Genomic DNA, 15,949 nt, shown 5'->3' on the forward strand with positions numbered 1-15,949 from the left:
TGTCAGGCCGCCTTCTTCTTGGGCGTGATCAGGCCGCGCTCGACGAGCAATTCGGCGATCTGGACAGCGTTGAGGGCAGCACCCTTGCGCAGGTTGTCGGAGACGATCCACATGGCCAGGCCGTTCTCGACCGTGCCGTCCTCGCGGATACGCGAGATGTAGGTAGCGTCCTCGCCGGCCGAGTCGAGCGGAGTTGCGTAGCCGCCGTCCTCGCGCTTGTCGATGACCAGGCAGCCGGGTGCTTCGCGCAGGATCTCGCGCGCTTCGTCGGCGGTAATCGGCTTCTCGAACTCGATGTTGACGGCCTCGGAGTGGCCGATGAACACCGGCACGCGCACGGCTGTCGCCGTCAGCTTGATCTTGGGGTCGAGCATCTTCTTGGTCTCGGCCATCATCTTCCACTCTTCCTTGGTGTAGCCGTCTTCCATGAAGACGTCGATGTGCGGAATGACGTTGAAGGCGATGCGCTTGGTGAACTTCTTGGCCTCGACCGGATCGGCGACGAAAACGGCGCGCGTCTGGGTGAACAGCTCGTCCATGCCTTCCTTGCCCGCGCCCGACACCGACTGGTAGGTCGAAACGACCACGCGCTTGATGGTGGCGGCGTCATGCAGCGGCTTGAGCGCCACGACCAGCTGTGCGGTCGAGCAGTTCGGGTTGGCGATGATGTTCTTCTTGGAGAAGCCGGAAATCGCGTCGGGGTTCACTTCCGGAACGATCAGCGGCACGTCCTGGTCGTAGCGGAACGCCGACGAGTTATCGATGACGACGCAGCCCTGCTTGCCGATCTTGGGCGACCACTCCTTGGAAATGTTGCCGCCGGCCGACATGATCGCGATGTCGGTGTCGGAGAAGTCGTAGGTGTCGAGAACCTTGACCTTCAGCGTCTTGTCGCCGAACGACACTTCGGTGCCGAGCGAACGGCGCGACGCAAGTGCTACGACCTCATCGACCGGAAAGCCGCGTTCTTCGAGGATGTTGAGCATTTCCCGGCCGACATTGCCCGTGGCGCCGACGACTGCAACCTTGAAACCCATATCGAAAGTCTCCTGTCCCTCTCCGCTCGTTTTCTGGAGAAAACCCGCTGGCCGTTGCGGGTCTCGCCCCCGGGCCGGACCCGGGAGAGGGTGAGCAGGCCAAGGGAGATCAGACCGTTTTAGTGGTCATTTTGGCCATGGTTTTGGTCGAAAGCAGGGACGCGGCTCCGCGCCCGGCACAATGGTTGGCATTGTGTCCGGGGAAGTCGAATGCGAAAAGCGCCATCAAGAGGCCGCGCATCGGAGGGTTCCCTGTTCGCCGCCGCTTGTATCCGGTTTGTGTGGAGAGTCAATCGGTGTGCGAGGCGCGCGATGAAATCCTCGATCGGTTGTGATTTGACCTTTGCCGCGAGCCACCTAGGCTTGCTTGCGGATCCGTGACGGAGGAACCCATGGAAGTCCTGTCAAAACGTTTCCATCTGGCTGGCTCGTTCGCGGCCTTGACATTGTTTTCGTTGCCGGCGCTGGCGCATCACGGCTGGTCATGGACACAAGACGGCTTTTTCGAGCTCAAGGGCGTCATCGCCGAAATCTACATCGGCAATCCCCATGCCACGCTTGACGTCAACGTCGAGGGCGAAATCTGGCGCGTGGAGCTGGCTCCCCCGGCACGGACCATCGCCGCCGGATTCACCGAAGAGGTCGCCAGTAAGGGTGACGAAGTGGTGGCAGTCGGAAACCGGTCGCGCGACGAAACGGAAAAACGCATGAAGGCGGTCCGGATCGTCGTCAACGGGAAGACCTACGACGTCTATTCTGACCGCGTTCCGCCAAGTTGAGCAGGATAGCGCAGGTGGAGCAGCTTCAGGGGATAGAGCAGCTCGCCCTGGTCAGGTTGTTCAAGGCCTCGTTCGTCGCCTACCCCATCGTCAATGCGGTCCATATTGCTGCAATCGGCTTGTTGCTTGCTGCGGTCACGCTGATGGATCTGCGTGTTATCGGTGCGTTTGCCGCTTTGCCCGAACGCGCCTTCATCCTGGTTCTGAGGCGGGTCGCTTTCACGGCTTTCGGCTTCGCCATTCTGAGCGGGCTTCTGATGTTTGCCGTTCGGGCCACGCATTACGCGCAACTGCCGGTCTTTCTCGTCAAGATGGCGCTCATCGCCCTGGCCGGAGCCAATTTCGTTGTCTTCGCTGCCGTCTACAACGGTAAACGCGAGAACAGCCGGCGGACGCTATTGCGCCTGCTCGCAGGAGTTTCGATCCTGTTGTGGTGTGGCGTTTTGCTGTGCGGCCGCTTCATAGGTTTTCTGTAGGGCAGAAGCGGTCACTTCTGCCTGAGCCGGATGCGTGGGAAACGCAGTGGCGGCCATTCTTCCTCAGGCTGCGGCTGGGCCAGAAGGGTGGTGAGTTCGGCCGGCAGGCTGGCCAGCGCCTTCTTGGTGCCCACGCCATCGGCGATGCTGAGAATGCTGTCGTAGAACTCCACGCCCATTGCCGATTTTGGCGGAACGCTCTCATGCATGACGCTGATCACCGTCACATCGGGACAATTGTCCTTGATCACCTGATGGAAGGCGATCTTGGCGTCGATGTCGAGGGCAGCGGTCGCTTCGTCGAGGAACAGCACGCCGGGTTGCAATAGCAGGATGCGCGCGGCCACCAGCTTTTGCTTCTGGCCGCCTGAAAGCAGCTGGTCCCAGGATTTGCCCTGGCGGCTTTCGTCGTCGAGATGTTCGATGAAGTCACCAAGCCCGGCCTTGTGCAAGGCAACTGCGACCTTGGCCTCCGAGTGGGCGGCGGGGGCGTCCGGCAGGCAGACAAGCTGCTTCAGCGAAAGCTGCGGCAGCTTGATGTCCTGGGTAGCGTAGATGGTCCTGACGCCTTCGGGAAAGACGACGGCGCCGCGCCCATATGGCCACAATCCGTTGATCGCCTTGACCAGGGAGGTCTTGCCGCAGCCGGACTGGCCCGAAACGAAGGTCCATTCGCCGCGCCGGAAGCGCAGATTGGCGACCGTCAGGAACGGGCTGGCGTCGCGGCCCTGGTGCATCAGCTCGAGATTGCGGACAGTCAGCCCGAACAGGGCGTTCTGGTTGCCGTAGCTGAAGTCGGACTGGCCGGTGGCGGCATAGAATGCAGGCGGTGTCTGCACCTTTTCGATTGCCTTGGCCAGATCGGTAACGCGCTCGCTGTTGGCCTTCAGCGTGGCGATCGCCGGCATGACCTGGATGAACCACGAGCATTGGCTGATCAGCGAATTCACCAGTTCGGCACCGGTGATGTAGCCCTTCAAGTTGATCTGGCCATGCATGTAGGGAACGAGCCCCGGCCCATAGGCGACAAAGCGGGCGGCGATGAAGCCGTAGATCGATTCAAACGACATGTAGCCGGCATTGACGGTGTTCAGCCGTCCCCAGGTCCGGTCGATATCGCGGTAGAGCCGGTCGTGCATCGCCTGCTGGACGCCTTCGCCGTGCGATGCCGCGACGTGGAAGCTACGCCTGAGCAGGATCGTCAGTTCGCCGCGGTAGCTGCCTTCGGCCTGTTGCATCCTGACGCTGAGGCGTTCCATCACGCCACCCAGCTTCAGGGCGATGTAGGTGTTCAGCGGCACGTAGGCTGCGACCGCCGCGAGCGCGAGGACGAAGCTGCCATAGTTGCCGAGGAATTCCAGCCCGCGTACCGAAGTCGAGGTCTCCAGCAGCTTCTGGCCGACGAAATACAGCGACGTGGCAACGCTCATGATGCCCATGGCAAGCCCGATCGCGCCGCCGGTCATGCCCTTGATAGAATCCTGGACGCGCTGGTCGATATTGTCGGGGGCGGCCGTGCCGACGCCGTTTGCGTCGACAGTGTTGTGCTGGACGTGGAAGTGGGTGTGGTTGGTGTCGAGCAGTGCCGCGTTGAAGCGACCGTCGAGCCAGCCGCGCCATTTGCGGTGCAAGGTGGTTGAAAACAGGTGCCGGATGCCGGTGAAGCCCGCATCCTTGATGACCACGAGAAGGAGCAGGGTGCCGGCGCTTGTCAGCAGGGACGCCAGGGGCGCCGCATTGGCTGGATCGTGGAAGAAGGCGATGGAGTTGACCAGATCGCCCGATGCTTCGGCCATCCAGACGGCGGCCTTGCTGGAAAGTGCGGTGAGGAGGGCGATCACCAGCGTCAGCCCCCAGGCTTCCTTCCAGCGATCCGAGAACCAGTAGGCCCGCATGAGGCCCCAGAAGCTGCGCATCGCCGAAACCGGCGTCCGGGGAGGCGGCCTTGCGGCGCCGCGACGCCTTTTGTTCGCCGATGGATATCGAGGTCTGTCGACCCGAATCACTGTGTTCCCTGCCCCAGTGCCCTTTTCTTTAGCAAAGGGTAACATGAGTTGGGCATTCTCAAATCGATTTGTCCGGTCGTTGGCCCGGTTTGGATTCACCTCCTTGTGATCCGTGGCCCAGCGGCAACGGTTTTTGGCGTTCGAATACCCCTTTCGGGGGACGCCGAAAGGCCGCGGAGGCTTGCGGCCAGCGCTGGAACCTTGCAAAGCGTGGCGCCCAACGTGGACGAGGGGAAAATGCGCGGCGAGGTGCTTTACTACGACGAAACCCAGGGATTCGGCTTCATTGCCGGCGCTGATGGCAATCGCTACGCCTTCGCGCGCGAAGATCTGCGTCGCGAGATGCAGATCAGCAAAGGCGCCGAGGTCGAGTTTCAGCCGAGCGGCGGCCAGGCGCGGGGCGTCTTTTCGATCGGCAGCCAAACCAGCGCGCCGACGGCAGCGCCATCCCCACAGCTTTTCGGCCGTATGGCAGTTAGCAGCGTCATCGAAAAGACTAGCCTGTGGTCGTATTTCTGGCGCGGTCTAACTGCCAACTACGCCAATTTCCGTGGCCGGGCGCGGCGCAAGGAGTATTGGGGTTTTTACCTCTACTGGGCAATTTCGGTGATGCTGCTCATGGCCTTGGGCCTTGGCATCGACGGCGCGCTCGGCAATCTCGAGGCGGGCATGGAGGCGCCGGTCGTTGTGCTCGGATTGCCGGGGCTGTTGCTGTTGGCCGGCATAGTGCCATGTATTGCCGTCACCGTGCGGCGCATCCACGACCTTGGCCTGTCGGGCTGGTTCTACCTGCTGATCCTGCTGCCCTATGCCGGCGGGCTGATCATCCTGGTGTTTTCGCTGATGCCTTCGCAGAAGCACGAAAACAAATGGGGGGCCGTACCGGCGGGGGTGAAGGTTCCCCCGCCTCCGGGCGCCTGAGCGTCTTTTAGGCGAAGAACTTCGCCACGATGGCGTCGCCCATCTGTGTCGTGCCGACCTCGGTCTTGCCTTCCGACATGATGTCCTTGGTGCGCAGGCCGTCTTCCAGCACCGAAGCGATCGCCGCCTCGAGCTTGTCGGCTTCGGCCACCATGTTGAAGGAATAGCGCAGGCACATTGCGAACGACGCGATCATGGCGATCGGGTTGGCGATGCCCTTGCCGGCGATGTCGGGCGCCGAGCCGTGCACGGGCTCGTAGAGCGCCTTGCGCTTGCCGGTGACAGCATCCGGTGCGCCGAGCGAGGCAGAGGGCAGCATGCCGAGCGAGCCGGTCAGCATCGCGGCAACGTCCGACAGCATGTCGCCGAACAGGTTGTCGGTGACGATGACGTCGAACTGCTTGGGCCAGCGCACCAGCTGCATGCCGCCGGCGTCGGCGAGCATGTGGTCGAGCTTGACGTCCGAATACTTGGCCTTGTGGGTCGCGGTCACGACCTCGTTCCACAACACGCCCGACTTCATGACGTTGCGCTTTTCCATCGACGTCACGCGGTTCTGGCGCGTGCGGGCGAGTTCGAATGCGACGCCCGAGATGCGTTCGATCTCGAAGGTGTCATAGACCTGGGTGTCGATGCCGCGCTTCTGGCCGTTGCCGAGATCGATGATCTGCTTGGGCTCGCCGAAATAGACGCCGCCGGTCAACTCGCGCACGATCAGGATGTCGAGGCCCTCGACAACTTCCTGCTTGAGCGAGGACGATGCCGCGAGCGCGGGATAGCAGATTGCCGGACGCAGGTTGGCAAACAGTTCCATGTCCTTGCGCAGGCGCAAGAGGCCGGCCTCGGGGCGCACCTCGTAGGGAACGGCATCCCACTTCGGGCCGCCGACGGCGCCGAACAGTACGGCGTCCGCTGCCATCGCCTTGGCCATGTCGGCATCGGAGATCGCCTGGCCATGCGCGTCATAGGCCGAGCCGCCGACGAGGCCTTCTTCGGTGACGAAGCCGGTATCCAGTTTCTCGTTCATTGCTGTGATCAGCTTGCGGACCTCGGCCATGGCCTCTGGGCCGATGCCGTCGCCGGGCAGGAGAAGAAGATTGCGCGTCGCCATGGAAAGCCTTTCCGAAAGATGCGTGAACCGCGGCCTTGCTAGCCTTCGAGGGGCCCGCGTGCAAGCAGGAAAGGCTCTGCCAGCCGCATGAAATGGCGGTTTGTCCGGGCTTTGACGGCGGTTTCGGCCGCCGGTACGGCGTCTTGACACATGCAGCCGCCGCCGCGTTATCTTGGCCGACATGACGCATCGTCATGTCGGCCGGGTCGGGGGAGCGGGGAAATGCGTTTGTTGCCGGTGCTTGTTGCTTCGACGGCCTTGCTTGCGGCGCCCGCCGCGCTCGCGCAGTCGCTGAAACCGGACGAGGTGTTCAGCTCGATCACGGTCCGACCGATCAGCGAACCGAACCCGGTGCTCGGCGCCGACGGGCGCGTGCACCTTGCTTATGAGTTGCTGGTGGTCAATCCGAGCCAGCTTTTCGTGACTCTCGAAAAGGTAGAGGCGATAGGCGAGGGCGACGGCCGCCTGTGGACCCTCGAGGGCGATGGTCTCGGCGCGATGACCACCGTCTATGGCAGCAAGGGGCGGACGCTGGCGCCGGGCGGATCGGCGGTGGTGTTCGTGGACGTCAGCTTTGCTGCAGGCGACAAGCTGCCGGGACAGCTCACCTCGCGCATCGCCGCGACACGCCAAGGTGCCGGGGCCGATGGCAAGCCGGCGCCGTTGCCTGCGGATAGTCCTATTCCATCGACCTTCAGCTTCGATGGCGCCGCAACGAAGATCGGCAAGCAAGCTGTCGTCGTTCAGCCGCCGCTGCGCGGAAAGGGCTGGGTCGCCGTCAACGGTTGCTGCGACGCGATCACGTCGCACCGCGGGGCGGTGATGTCGGTCAACGGCCAACTTCGCGTTCCCGAACGCTTCGCCATCGACTGGATCAAGCTTGACGATGAGGGTCGGGTCTTTACCGGCGACGGCTCCAAGCTTGAGAGCTACGCCTATTACGGCGCGCCCATCCACGCCGCGGCCGATGGTGTGGTGGCCAACGTCTACGACGAGGCCGGCGAGCAGGTGCCCGGCCAGGATGCCAAGGGCATCACCACTGCAAACATCGGCGGCAACATGTTAGCTGTCGACATCGGCGATGGTGCCTACGCCTTTTACGCCCATCTGCAGCGTGGCAGCCTGAAGGTGAAGCTCGGCGATCGCGTCAAGGCAGGCGATATCATCGGCCTGCTTGGCAACACCGGCAATTCGACTGCACCGCACCTGCATTTCCATGTCATGGATGGGCCTTCGCCGCTCAATGCCAATGGATTGCCGTTCGTCTTCACCGCCTTCTCCAGCCAGGGCGTGCTGGCGCCTGGCGGCGACGATGCCATCGAAAGCGGCGAGCCAGCCAAGATCGAAAGCGGGCTTTCTGGTACGCACAACAACCAGCTGCCGCTCAACAACGAGGTCGTCGACTTCGAATAGGCTTGCCGCACCGGCCGGCAGTTCTTCAGTTCGGCCGGTTAGCCACGCTTCAGCGCCGTCACCTCGATCTCGATCTTCATCTCGGGCTTGTTGAGCTGGCACACGATCATCGTTGCCGCAGGCCGGATGTCGCCGAATGTCTCGCCGAGGATCGGGAATACCAGGTCCACATGGGCCTGGTTGGTGATGTAATAGTGCGCGCGCACCACGTCCGCCATTTCGAAGCCACCCTCGGAGAGCGCCTTGGAGATGGTGGCGAGGCAATTGCGCGTCTGCTCCTCGACGCTGTCGGGCATCGTCATGGTGGCATAGTCATAGCCGGTCGTGCCGGAGACGAAGCACCAGTCGCCCTGGACGACCGCCCGAGAGTAACCGGCGGTCTTCTCAAACGGCGATCCGGTGGAAATCAGCTTGCGCATGGAATCTCCTCATTGGGGCGGGATCAGCGCCTTGGTCATGGCGTCCTTGACCTCGGCTGGCCATGCGGTGAGTGTCGGCCAGGTCTTCGGTTCCGGCTTGTCGCCCTGCTGGGCGAAATAGAGCTTCTTGCCGGCGACATCGACGCCGATGAAGGCATCGGAACTGCCACAGGCATGTGGAACGCAACCGCTGGTAAACAGGATGCCGGATGCGGTCTTTTTGGTTTCGCCTGCCACGGACAGGCCAAGTGCCACTTGTTCAAGCTCGTTGCCAAGCAGTACTTGGGCAGCGGCATAAAGTTCGGCATTGGCAAAGAAATCGGAAGGATAGGTGATCTTGTCGGCGACTATGTCGGCCCAGCTCGTCCCGGGCTGCGGCACGAAGCTCAACTCGCCCGCCACCTTCAACCCTTCCTGCGGTGACCATACACGCACGGGCGCACTGGCGCCGGGCCTGAGATAGGGAACGAAATACAGCGTATCGCCGGTGGCCGAGGCCGGTGGCGTGCCGCATTCGCCCTCGCCGACGACGGTCGACTGGATGCCCGCCTCGGTCTTCCAGGCAAGCACGGTTTGCGGGCCACAGGCATTGCCGCCGCCGCCGACGTCGAAGATCGCAACCTTGGTGCCGTTCAGGTCAACCGTGCGCTCGTAATAGGCAACGTAGTCGCGCGCCAGTTCCTTGCCATCATAAGCGAGAATCTTGTCGAGTTGCGGCGTCTCGGTAATGGTGAACGTGCCGCCTTCGAACGGGACCGTCTGCGGCGCGCTTTCCTGGGCCTGAACCGAAGAGGCGGTCAGCGCCAAAGCGAACGCGGCAAGAAGGGTGGAAGATTTCATGGTCTGCTCCTCGAGATCGACCTGCGATGTCACGGAGCGGTACGCACTCCGAATCCCGACGCGCGACAATGACATGGCAAGGTGAGCCTGTCAGCCGAAGCCTGCTGCTCCAGCAAGAAGCCCCGCCGCGATTTCAATCGGGACGGGGCTTTGGAATTCCAGCCTGGGCTGTTTGCGGGCTATCGAGGCTCAGGCCCAGGGGCGGCTCTCGGCGACCTTCTTTTCGTAGGTGTCGATCGAGCTAGCCTTTTCCATGGTCAGGCCGATGTCGTCGAGACCGTTGAGCAGGCAGTGGCGACGGAAATCGTCGAGGTCGAACTTGACCACTCCGCCGTCGGGACCACGGATTTCCTTGGCTTCGAGATCGACCGACACGGTCGCATTGGCGCCGCGCGAGGCGTCGTCCATCAGCTTGTCCAGGTCGTCTTGGCTGACGGTGATCGGCAGGATGCCGTTCTTGAAGCAGTTGTTGTAGAAAATGTCGGCGAAGGACGTCGAGATCACGCAGCGGATGCCGAAGTCGAGCAGCGCCCACGGTGCATGCTCACGCGACGAGCCGCAGCCGAAATTGTCGCCGGCGACCAGAATCTGCGCCTTGCGATAGGCTGGCTTGTTGAGCACGAAATCGGGATTTTCCGAACCGTCCTCATTGTAGCGCATTTCGGCGAAAAGCCCGGTACCAAGGCCGGTGCGCTTGATCGTCTTGAGATAATCCTTGGGGATGATCATGTCGGTGTCGACATTGACGATCGGCAGCGGCGCTGCGACGCCGGTGAGCTTGGTGAATTTTTCCATGGCTTTGTGCCCGTCTGGTTGTTGCGGGGATTTGGCTTGCCCCGCTTTACACAAGCTTGGCCGGGAATCAAAGCGTTTCGACGCAGGGTCAAGCGGCGCGCCGCAGCTTCGCGCGGCGCGTCGAAAAGGTGTGGCTTACTTCGAAGGCGTCACGCCATAGACGCGGGCGATGTCATCGAGCAGCAGGTTCGCCGCAATGGCGCCGCCGGCGGTGTTCCACACGGCATCGTCGACCGCTACGGCATTGCCTGCCTTGACCACCGGCAGGTTCTGCCACAGCGGCTCGGCCAGCCAGTCGTCGGCCTGGCTGCTCGCCTTGCCGTTGCCGGTCTCGTAGACGAAGTAGAACAGACGATCGCCGTCGAATTCGGGGATGCGTTCCTTGGTCACGTCGTCGGCGAAGCCCGGCTTGTCCTGGACCGCGGGCCGCTGGATGCCGATCTGCGCGAAGATCATGCCGGGGAAGGTGTCCTTGTAGTAGATGCGGGTCAGGCCCGGCATGAAGCGGATCAGCGACACTTTTTCCGCTTTCTTGTCGCCCAGTGCTTCACCCAGCTTGGCCGCCTTGTCGTCGAACGCCTTCAGCTGTGCGTCGCCTTCCGCCTTCTTGCCAAGCGCATCGGCATAAAGCGTGAAGTTCATCTTCCAGTCGCCGCGCAGGCGCTCCGACATGACCGTCGGCGCGATCGCCGAAAGCTGGTCGTAGATCTTTTCCTGGCGCGTCTTGTTGCCGAGGATCAGGTCGGGCTGCAGGCCGGCGATCAGCTCGAGATTGATAGCCGATTCCTCGCCCACCACTTCGACACCTTCCATCTTGTCGGCGATGTGTTTGTACCAGGGCGAGCCGGTCCACGAGCGGACCGCGCCGACAGGCTTGAAGCCGAGGGCCAGAACGGCCTCGGTGCCCTCGTTGGTCAGCACGACGATGCGCTGCGGATTTTCTGGCACGTCGGTCACGCCCATGGCGTGCTTGACTTCGTGGGCGAAGGCGGCGCTGACAGCCAAGGCCGAGAAGGCCAGGCCGAGGGCGGCTTTGACGAAGAGCTTCATGGCTATGCTCCAAAACTTGACGGGGTCGAGAAGGTTTGGCAAAGGGTCAGAACAAACCCTGACTGTCAAGATCATATTAAGGCCCGCGCGTGCCCCTCGCTTCGTCGACCACGAGCAACCGAGCGCCTTGGCGCATCGGCCAACGCGCGCTGTTCTTGCTGCTCGGCGCGTCGCTTCTGGTGCTGATGTATCTCAGTCTCGCGCTCGGATACCGCCTCTACGCACCGACCGAAATCTGGGGCGCGCTGACCGCGTTCGACGGCAGTGAAACCGACGTCGTCATTCGCGATTTGCGCCTGCCGCGCGCCTTGATGGCGCCGATGGTCGGTGCTGCGCTCGGCATCGCCGGCGTGCTGGTCCAGACGCTGGCGCGCAATCGCATCGCCTCGCCCGACACGCTTGGCCTGAATGCCGGTGCCGCCTTCGCGGTGGTCATGGCAAGTGGCATTTTCGGTGTCGCTTCACTGCCCGGCCTGTCCGTCGCCGCCGCTGCCGGGGCACTTGGCACCAGCTTCATCGTCTTTGGCCTCGCGGCCGCCGCCGGCGGCATCTCGCCGCTGCGCATCGTTTTGGTCGGCGTCACCTTCGCCGGGCTGTTCGACAGCTTCGTCAACGTCGTGTTGACCGTCAACGAAACCATGCTCGACCAGCTGCTGTTCTGGCTTGCCGGTTCGTTTGCCGACCGCAAGATCGAGCTGGCGCTCAACGGCCTGCCGTTCGTACTGGTGGGCGGCGTGCTGGCATTTTCCCTGGCGCGCTCGCTCGATATCCTGCAGACCGACGACTCGACGGCGCGTGGTCTTGGCGTGCCGTTGGGCGTGGTGCGTGGTCTCAGCTTCGTGTCGGTGGCGCTGCTGTCCGGCGCGGCAGTCGCCATGGCCGGGCCGGTTTTGTTCGTCGGGCTGGTGGTGCCGCATGCGGCGCGCGCGCTGGTCGGGCTCGACCATCGGCTGCAGATCGTCGCCGCTGCCCTCGTCGGGGCGCTCTATACCACGCTTGCCGACATCGTCGCGCGCTTCGTCATTTATCCGCGTGAGGCGCCGGTGGGGGCGATCACCGCCATCGTCGGCGGTTGCCTGCTGCTTGTCCTGCTCAGGAGGCGCGCCGCATGAGTGTGCTCTCGCCTCGCTTGTCGCCGGCGTTGCTTAGGCTCAATCGCCGCGCCTGGATCGCCGTGGGCGTCATTGCCGCCGTTGCCCTTGTGGTTGCCATTGGCGGCATCGGCTTCGGCTCGACCTGGATCGACCCGCGCCGCGTCGTCGAGATCCTGTCTGGCGGCGGCGCGCGCGGCGAACGGGTCGTGGTGCTGCAGTTGCGCGCGCCGCGCGTCGTCATCGCCGCCCTTGCCGGCGGCGCCATGGCCGTCGCCGGCTACCTCTTGCAGAAGGTGACACGCAACGAGCTGGCCTCGCCGGGCGTGCTCGGCGTCATCGGCGGCGCCGGCCTAGGCGTTGTGATCTTCCTCGCGCTGCTGTCGGACGAGAGCAATTCGCTTGTCACCTCGATCGTCTGGCAACCTGTCGCGGCGATGATCGGCGCCTGCGTTGCCATCTCGGCGGTGTTCCTGCTGTCGGGCCAGCAGGCGTCGTCTGCAGTGCGGCTGTTGTTGTTTGGCATCGCGGTGGGCGCGGTGTGCAAGGCGGCAACGCTGATCCTGATGATCGTCGGGCCGATCTATCGCACGACCCAGGCCAGCCGCTGGCTTGCGGGTGCGGTCAACGAGATCAACTGGGGCGAGGTCCAGGTCGTTGCCATCGGGCTCGCCATCGCCATGGTCGGTGTCTTTGCGGTCGCGCGTCGCCTGCCGCCCGCCGACCTCGACGAGGTCTCGGCGCGTGGCATCGGGCTCAACCTGCCGGTGTTCCGCATCCTGGTCTTCGCGCTCGCATCGGCGCTGACGGCACTCGCGGTCGCCTTCGCCGGCGGCGTCGGCTTCATCGGCCTGATGGCGCCGCATCTGGCGCGGCTGATCGTCGGGCGGCCGGTCCTGCCCGGCATCGTCGCCAGCTTTCTTCTGGGTGCGATCATGCTGATCGGCGCCGATCTGATCGTACGCGTGCTGTTTGCGCCGACCGAAGTGCCTGCCGGCACGGTCACGGCGGTGATCGGCACGCCCTATTTCCTCTACCTCGTGCTGCGCAGGGGAAGCACCAATGGATAAAGCCATCAGCGTTCGCGCCCTGACTGTCGCTTATGGCGCCACCACCGCGCTCGACAGCGTCGATCTTGGCATTCCCAAGGGCAAGATCACCGTGCTTGCCGGGCCCAATGGCTGCGGCAAGTCCACCTTGCTGCGCGCCATCCGCCGCCTGCATCAGCCGAAATCCGGCGACATCCATCTTGGCGACGTGCCGATATCGGGGCTCAAGGAAAAGGAACTCGCCCGCCACATCGGCCTGCTTGCGCAAAACCCTTCGGCGCCCGACGACATGAGCGTCGAGGAACTGGTCCGGCTCGGGCGCTACCCGCACCAGACCATGCTGCAGCCCTGGAGTGCCGCCGATGGCGAGGCCATCCAGGCGGCGATGTTCGGCACCGGTGTCTCGCATCTCGCCGACCGCCGCCTCGGCTCGCTGTCGGGCGGGCAGCTGCAGCGCGTCTGGATCGCCATGGTCCTGGCGCAGGAGACCGACGTCATCTGCCTCGACGAGCCGGTCAACCACCTCGATATGGCGCATCAGATCGATTGCCTCGACCTCGTCACCCGGCTCAACCGCGAGCACGGCCGCACCGTCGTGCTGGTCCTGCACGACCTCAACCTTGCCGCGCGCTACGCCGACCGGCTGGTGTTCATGAAAGGCGGCGGGCTGGTCGCCGAGGGCGAGCCCGACACGCTGATGAGCGAGGCGCTGATCGAAGACGTGTTCGGCATCAGCTGCCGGGTCATCGTCGACCCTGTGCACCAGCGCCCGCTGTGCATCCCGATCCGCAATTCGACGCCGCGCTTCCGCCCGGAACAGACTGCCTGAAGCAAAAAAGGCCGTGGATCGCCTCGACGTTCCACGGCCTTTTTTCAGGCTTGGCGCAGCCTCAGGCGCGTTCGAGCGCCATCACGCCGGTTTCGGTGCCGGTGAGGCGGCGCGAGCGGCCGTCGGCGCCGACCACCATCTGGATGCGCCGGCGTTCCGACGAAAACAGCTTCGAGGTCGATACGTCCACCGGCGGGTTGAAGGCGATGGTGACGCGCCAGAGATCCGGCTTGATCGTCTCTTCGAGACCGATGACGCGGCCTTTGGCCGGATTGCCGTTAAACGTCCCCGACACCGTTTCGCCGACGGCGAACGGTACGCCGGAAATAGCGCTCTCGGTTTTGGTTTCGCTGGGACGCGCGGCAAGCGTGTTCCAGTCACGCGCGCCTTCCTGGCGGGCGACGAGTTCCAGCGCCTTGGCGTGGCTGATCGAGATGCCCTCAGTGGCGAGCGCGCCGCGCAGCCTGCGGGCATTGGTCTTGTAGTCGGTCTGACCTGTGGTCATGGTTTCGCTCCTTCGCGATGGGCGAACGGCGTGGTGAAAGTCGGGAGCCCGCATTGCCGCTTCGGCCGTCGCATCGACAGGGAAACGAAACTTTCGAGGGAAGCTTCACCAGGCCTTGCGGCTGCGGACGGCAGGGGCTTCCCGCCCTTGATCGCCCTCAGATAGGATCAAGCAGGCGCCCCGTCAATGAGGGGCGCCAAAGGCTGAATTTCAGGCCGATCGCCTTCATCGATTTCCTTGCCGAAAAGACGCGCACGCCGTGAGGCCATTGCATCGCCGGGCGCACGCACTATTTTGAAGGGGTGCGATGGTCCGCGCGGAGAGGTTGAGGCTGTTGATACGTTCGATGGCGAAACTGAAGGCAGGTTTGGTGGCGGCAGGCTTGATGCTTGCCGGCGCACAGGCTACCTTTGCGCTTGATCTGACAGTTCAGACAGCCCCCAATGTGCTGACGGTGCAGCCGCTTCCCAATCTGCTTGCCCGCGAGGGAAGGCTCAACGAGTTGCAGATATTGCAGAGCCGTCAGGATCGTTTGAACTACCAGTTCCAACAGCAGCAGTATCGCGAGCAGGACCGTCAGGCCGTCGTGCCGATGCGGCCCGAGGTGCCAGTCATGAAGCCGAGCTGCCAGATCCAGCCTTTCGGCAACATTTTCCGGACCGTCTGCCGATAGGCGCTTGCCCTCACGCTCAGCATGTCGAAGCTTGTCTTGCGGGCACGCAGGATTATGTCGCTGCCAGCTTCTCCGCCAGCACGCCGTCCAGCCTGTCGTAACCGGCCTCGACACCTTTGGCCATGCCGATGGCGATCGCGCCGTCCCTGGCTTCGCGAGAGCTGTAGAGCATGGTGTTGACCGAGATCGTGCGGCCGTCCTTTTCCGTCAGCACCAGCGTCGAGCGCGCCTCGCCATCGGTCCAGTCCATGTCGAACAGCTCGACGCTGACGATCTTTTCGGGGCGGAGGATTTCCCAATAGGTGCCCGTCATGCCCATGTCGCGGCCATCGACGTTTTGCCACACGAAGCGGTATTTGCCACCGACCTTGAGGTCGACCTCGCAGACGGCGAAGGACCAGCCGTCGGGTCCGGTCATCCAGCGTTTCAAAAGTGCCGGGATCGTCCAGCAGTCGAAGACGAGATCGCGTGGCGCGTCGAAGACGCGCGTCATGGCGATCTCGCGGTCGCTCGGGGTCGTCACTTCCAGCCGGTGGCTCATCGTCCTCTCCCTTGTTGTCATCTCAGGCCTTGCCCTGGTTGGCCTGCAAATCGGCAAGAAGCGCGTCGAGGCGCTTGTAGTTGCCTTCCCAGACCTTTCGGTACTCATCGAGCCAGCCGGTCGCTTCGGCGAGTGCTTCGCCTTCGATGCGGCACGGCCTCCGCTGCGCGTCGCGGCCGCGCGAGATCAGCCCGGCGCGCTCCAGCACCTTGAGATGTTTGGAAATCGCCGGCTGGCTCATGGCGAATGGTTCGGCCAGATCCATGACCGATACCTCGCCCGACATCAGCCGCGCCAGGATCGCCCGCCGGGTCGGATCGGCAAGAGCGGTGAAGGTCGCGTCAAGGCGTTCGGACGGCGTCATTTCATAACCCTTTTATTCTATAACTATAAGGCTATGAAGAATGCAGGTTC

General features: G+C 63.4%; 18 protein-coding genes. 8 read left to right on the forward strand and 10 right to left on the reverse strand.

The window, feature by feature from the left end; translation table 11 throughout:
• Positions 1-2: 2 nt before the first annotated feature.
• Entirely contained in the window at positions 3-1,037 is a 1,035-nt protein-coding gene (locus tag C8K44_RS01970) for an aspartate-semialdehyde dehydrogenase (protein ID WP_109574091.1), read from the reverse strand.
• 392 nt (positions 1,038-1,429) lie between these two features.
• Between C8K44_RS01970 and C8K44_RS01975 the strand changes: the two genes are divergently transcribed.
• Both C8K44_RS01975 and C8K44_RS01980 read left to right on the forward strand, forming a co-directional pair.
• Positions 1,430-1,816 carry a DUF6152 family protein gene (locus tag C8K44_RS01975; protein WP_109574092.1) on the forward strand — a complete coding sequence of 129 codons (387 nt, stop codon included), beginning with the start codon at positions 1,430-1,432 and terminating at the stop codon, positions 1,814-1,816.
• 14 nt (positions 1,817-1,830) lie between these two features.
• Positions 1,831-2,292, forward strand: coding sequence for a hypothetical protein (locus tag C8K44_RS01980; RefSeq protein ID WP_109574093.1), 462 nt, complete (start codon positions 1,831-1,833; stop codon positions 2,290-2,292).
• A gap of 11 nt (positions 2,293-2,303) precedes the next feature.
• Here the strand turns inward: C8K44_RS01980 and C8K44_RS01985 are convergent, their stop codons facing one another.
• Entirely contained in the window at positions 2,304-4,208 is a 1,905-nt protein-coding gene (locus C8K44_RS01985; protein ID WP_109574094.1) for an ABC transporter ATP-binding protein/permease, read from the reverse strand.
• A gap of 300 nt (positions 4,209-4,508) precedes the next feature.
• Here C8K44_RS01985 and C8K44_RS01990 point away from each other — a divergent pair, with 300 nt between their 5' ends.
• Positions 4,509-5,219 carry a DUF805 domain-containing protein gene (locus tag C8K44_RS01990; protein WP_348626314.1) on the forward strand — a complete coding sequence of 237 codons (711 nt, stop codon included), beginning with the start codon at positions 4,509-4,511 and terminating at the stop codon, positions 5,217-5,219.
• A 7-nt stretch (positions 5,220-5,226) separates the two neighbouring features.
• Here C8K44_RS01990 and leuB read toward each other — a convergent pair whose 3' ends face one another.
• Positions 5,227-6,330, reverse strand: coding sequence for a 3-isopropylmalate dehydrogenase (gene leuB, locus C8K44_RS01995; protein ID WP_109574096.1), 1,104 nt, complete (start codon positions 6,328-6,330; stop codon positions 5,227-5,229).
• Between the two features lie 222 nt (positions 6,331-6,552).
• Between leuB and C8K44_RS02000 the strand changes: the two genes are divergently transcribed.
• Entirely contained in the window at positions 6,553-7,743 is a 1,191-nt protein-coding gene (locus tag C8K44_RS02000) for a M23 family metallopeptidase (RefSeq protein ID WP_158282701.1), read from the forward strand.
• 38 nt (positions 7,744-7,781) lie between these two features.
• Here the strand turns inward: C8K44_RS02000 and C8K44_RS02005 are convergent, their stop codons facing one another.
• From C8K44_RS02005 to C8K44_RS02020, 4 genes are all read right to left on the reverse strand, one after another.
• Positions 7,782-8,162 (reverse strand): RidA family protein, encoded by a 381-nt coding sequence (locus C8K44_RS02005; protein ID WP_109574098.1) that lies wholly within the window; start codon positions 8,160-8,162, stop codon positions 7,782-7,784.
• A 9-nt stretch (positions 8,163-8,171) separates the two neighbouring features.
• Entirely contained in the window at positions 8,172-9,002 is an 831-nt protein-coding gene (locus C8K44_RS02010; RefSeq protein WP_109574417.1) for a hypothetical protein, read from the reverse strand.
• A 189-nt stretch (positions 9,003-9,191) separates the two neighbouring features.
• Positions 9,192-9,797, reverse strand: coding sequence for a 3-isopropylmalate dehydratase small subunit (gene leuD, locus C8K44_RS02015; protein WP_109574099.1), 606 nt, complete (start codon positions 9,795-9,797; stop codon positions 9,192-9,194).
• A 135-nt stretch (positions 9,798-9,932) separates the two neighbouring features.
• Positions 9,933-10,847 (reverse strand): iron-siderophore ABC transporter substrate-binding protein, encoded by a 915-nt coding sequence (locus C8K44_RS02020; RefSeq protein ID WP_109574100.1) that lies wholly within the window; start codon positions 10,845-10,847, stop codon positions 9,933-9,935.
• 89 nt (positions 10,848-10,936) lie between these two features.
• Between C8K44_RS02020 and C8K44_RS02025 the strand changes: the two genes are divergently transcribed.
• From C8K44_RS02025 to C8K44_RS02035, 3 genes are read left to right on the forward strand one after another with little or no spacing between them, the layout of a single operon-like run.
• Positions 10,937-11,959: an iron ABC transporter permease gene (locus C8K44_RS02025; RefSeq protein WP_245417331.1), complete on the forward strand. Its 1,023-nt coding sequence runs from the start codon at positions 10,937-10,939 to the stop codon at positions 11,957-11,959.
• The gene (locus tag C8K44_RS02030) at positions 11,956-13,008 is read left to right on the forward strand and encodes an iron ABC transporter permease (protein WP_109574101.1); all 1,053 of its coding nucleotides are present in this window, start codon (positions 11,956-11,958) and stop codon (positions 13,006-13,008) included. Before C8K44_RS02025 ends, C8K44_RS02030 begins: the two co-directional genes overlap by 4 nt.
• Positions 13,001-13,816, forward strand: a complete 816-nt coding sequence (locus C8K44_RS02035; RefSeq protein WP_109574102.1) for an ABC transporter ATP-binding protein — start codon at positions 13,001-13,003, stop codon at positions 13,814-13,816. Before C8K44_RS02030 ends, C8K44_RS02035 begins: the two co-directional genes overlap by 8 nt.
• A gap of 61 nt (positions 13,817-13,877) precedes the next feature.
• On the opposite strand, the gene C8K44_RS02040 is transcribed toward C8K44_RS02035, so the two are convergent.
• Positions 13,878-14,321 (reverse strand): glyoxalase superfamily protein, encoded by a 444-nt coding sequence (locus tag C8K44_RS02040; protein WP_109574103.1) that lies wholly within the window; start codon positions 14,319-14,321, stop codon positions 13,878-13,880.
• Between the two features lie 346 nt (positions 14,322-14,667).
• Here C8K44_RS02040 and C8K44_RS02045 point away from each other — a divergent pair, with 346 nt between their 5' ends.
• Entirely contained in the window at positions 14,668-14,994 is a 327-nt protein-coding gene (locus C8K44_RS02045) for a hypothetical protein (RefSeq protein WP_146203898.1), read from the forward strand.
• A gap of 52 nt (positions 14,995-15,046) precedes the next feature.
• Here C8K44_RS02045 and C8K44_RS02050 read toward each other — a convergent pair whose 3' ends face one another.
• On the reverse strand, positions 15,047-15,535 hold the full coding sequence (locus C8K44_RS02050; protein WP_109574105.1) for an SRPBCC family protein: 489 nt from the start codon (positions 15,533-15,535) through the stop codon (positions 15,047-15,049).
• A gap of 22 nt (positions 15,536-15,557) precedes the next feature.
• Positions 15,558-15,899 (reverse strand): metalloregulator ArsR/SmtB family transcription factor, encoded by a 342-nt coding sequence (locus C8K44_RS02055; RefSeq protein ID WP_109574106.1) that lies wholly within the window; start codon positions 15,897-15,899, stop codon positions 15,558-15,560.
• Positions 15,900-15,949: the final 50 nt, after the last annotated feature.

It is taken from the genome of Aminobacter sp. AP02 (genome assembly GCF_003148805.1).
In the GTDB taxonomy this organism is placed as follows: domain Bacteria; phylum Pseudomonadota; class Alphaproteobacteria; order Rhizobiales; family Rhizobiaceae; genus Aminobacter.

What these genes read in the sequence shown, in the direction of transcription:
- C8K44_RS02055 (WP_109574106.1), bottom strand. Translation starts at nt 15,899, where the DNA reads ATGACGCCGTCCGAACGCCTTGACGCGACCTTCACCGCTCTTGCCGAT.
- C8K44_RS02010 (WP_109574417.1), bottom strand. Translation starts at nt 9,002, where the DNA reads ATGAAATCTTCCACCCTTCTTGCCGCGTTCGCTTTGGCGCTGACCGCC.
- C8K44_RS02020 (WP_109574100.1), bottom strand. Translation starts at nt 10,847, where the DNA reads ATGAAGCTCTTCGTCAAAGCCGCCCTCGGCCTGGCCTTCTCGGCCTTG.
- C8K44_RS01970 (WP_109574091.1), bottom strand. Translation starts at nt 1,037, where the DNA reads ATGGGTTTCAAGGTTGCAGTCGTCGGCGCCACGGGCAATGTCGGCCGG.
- C8K44_RS02035 (WP_109574102.1), top strand. Translation starts at nt 13,001, where the DNA reads ATGGATAAAGCCATCAGCGTTCGCGCCCTGACTGTCGCTTATGGCGCC.
- leuB (WP_109574096.1), bottom strand. Translation starts at nt 6,330, where the DNA reads ATGGCGACGCGCAATCTTCTTCTCCTGCCCGGCGACGGCATCGGCCCA.
- C8K44_RS01985 (WP_109574094.1), bottom strand. Translation starts at nt 4,208, where the DNA reads ATGCGCAGCTTCTGGGGCCTCATGCGGGCCTACTGGTTCTCGGATCGC.
- C8K44_RS02040 (WP_109574103.1), bottom strand. Translation starts at nt 14,321, where the DNA reads ATGACCACAGGTCAGACCGACTACAAGACCAATGCCCGCAGGCTGCGC.
- C8K44_RS02050 (WP_109574105.1), bottom strand. Translation starts at nt 15,535, where the DNA reads ATGAGCCACCGGCTGGAAGTGACGACCCCGAGCGACCGCGAGATCGCC.
- leuD (WP_109574099.1), bottom strand. Translation starts at nt 9,797, where the DNA reads ATGGAAAAATTCACCAAGCTCACCGGCGTCGCAGCGCCGCTGCCGATC.
- C8K44_RS02000 (WP_158282701.1), top strand. Translation starts at nt 6,553, where the DNA reads ATGCGTTTGTTGCCGGTGCTTGTTGCTTCGACGGCCTTGCTTGCGGCG.
- C8K44_RS02005 (WP_109574098.1), bottom strand. Translation starts at nt 8,162, where the DNA reads ATGCGCAAGCTGATTTCCACCGGATCGCCGTTTGAGAAGACCGCCGGT.
- C8K44_RS02045 (WP_146203898.1), top strand. Translation starts at nt 14,668, where the DNA reads ATGGCGAAACTGAAGGCAGGTTTGGTGGCGGCAGGCTTGATGCTTGCC.
- C8K44_RS01975 (WP_109574092.1), top strand. Translation starts at nt 1,430, where the DNA reads ATGGAAGTCCTGTCAAAACGTTTCCATCTGGCTGGCTCGTTCGCGGCC.
- C8K44_RS02030 (WP_109574101.1), top strand. Translation starts at nt 11,956, where the DNA reads ATGAGTGTGCTCTCGCCTCGCTTGTCGCCGGCGTTGCTTAGGCTCAAT.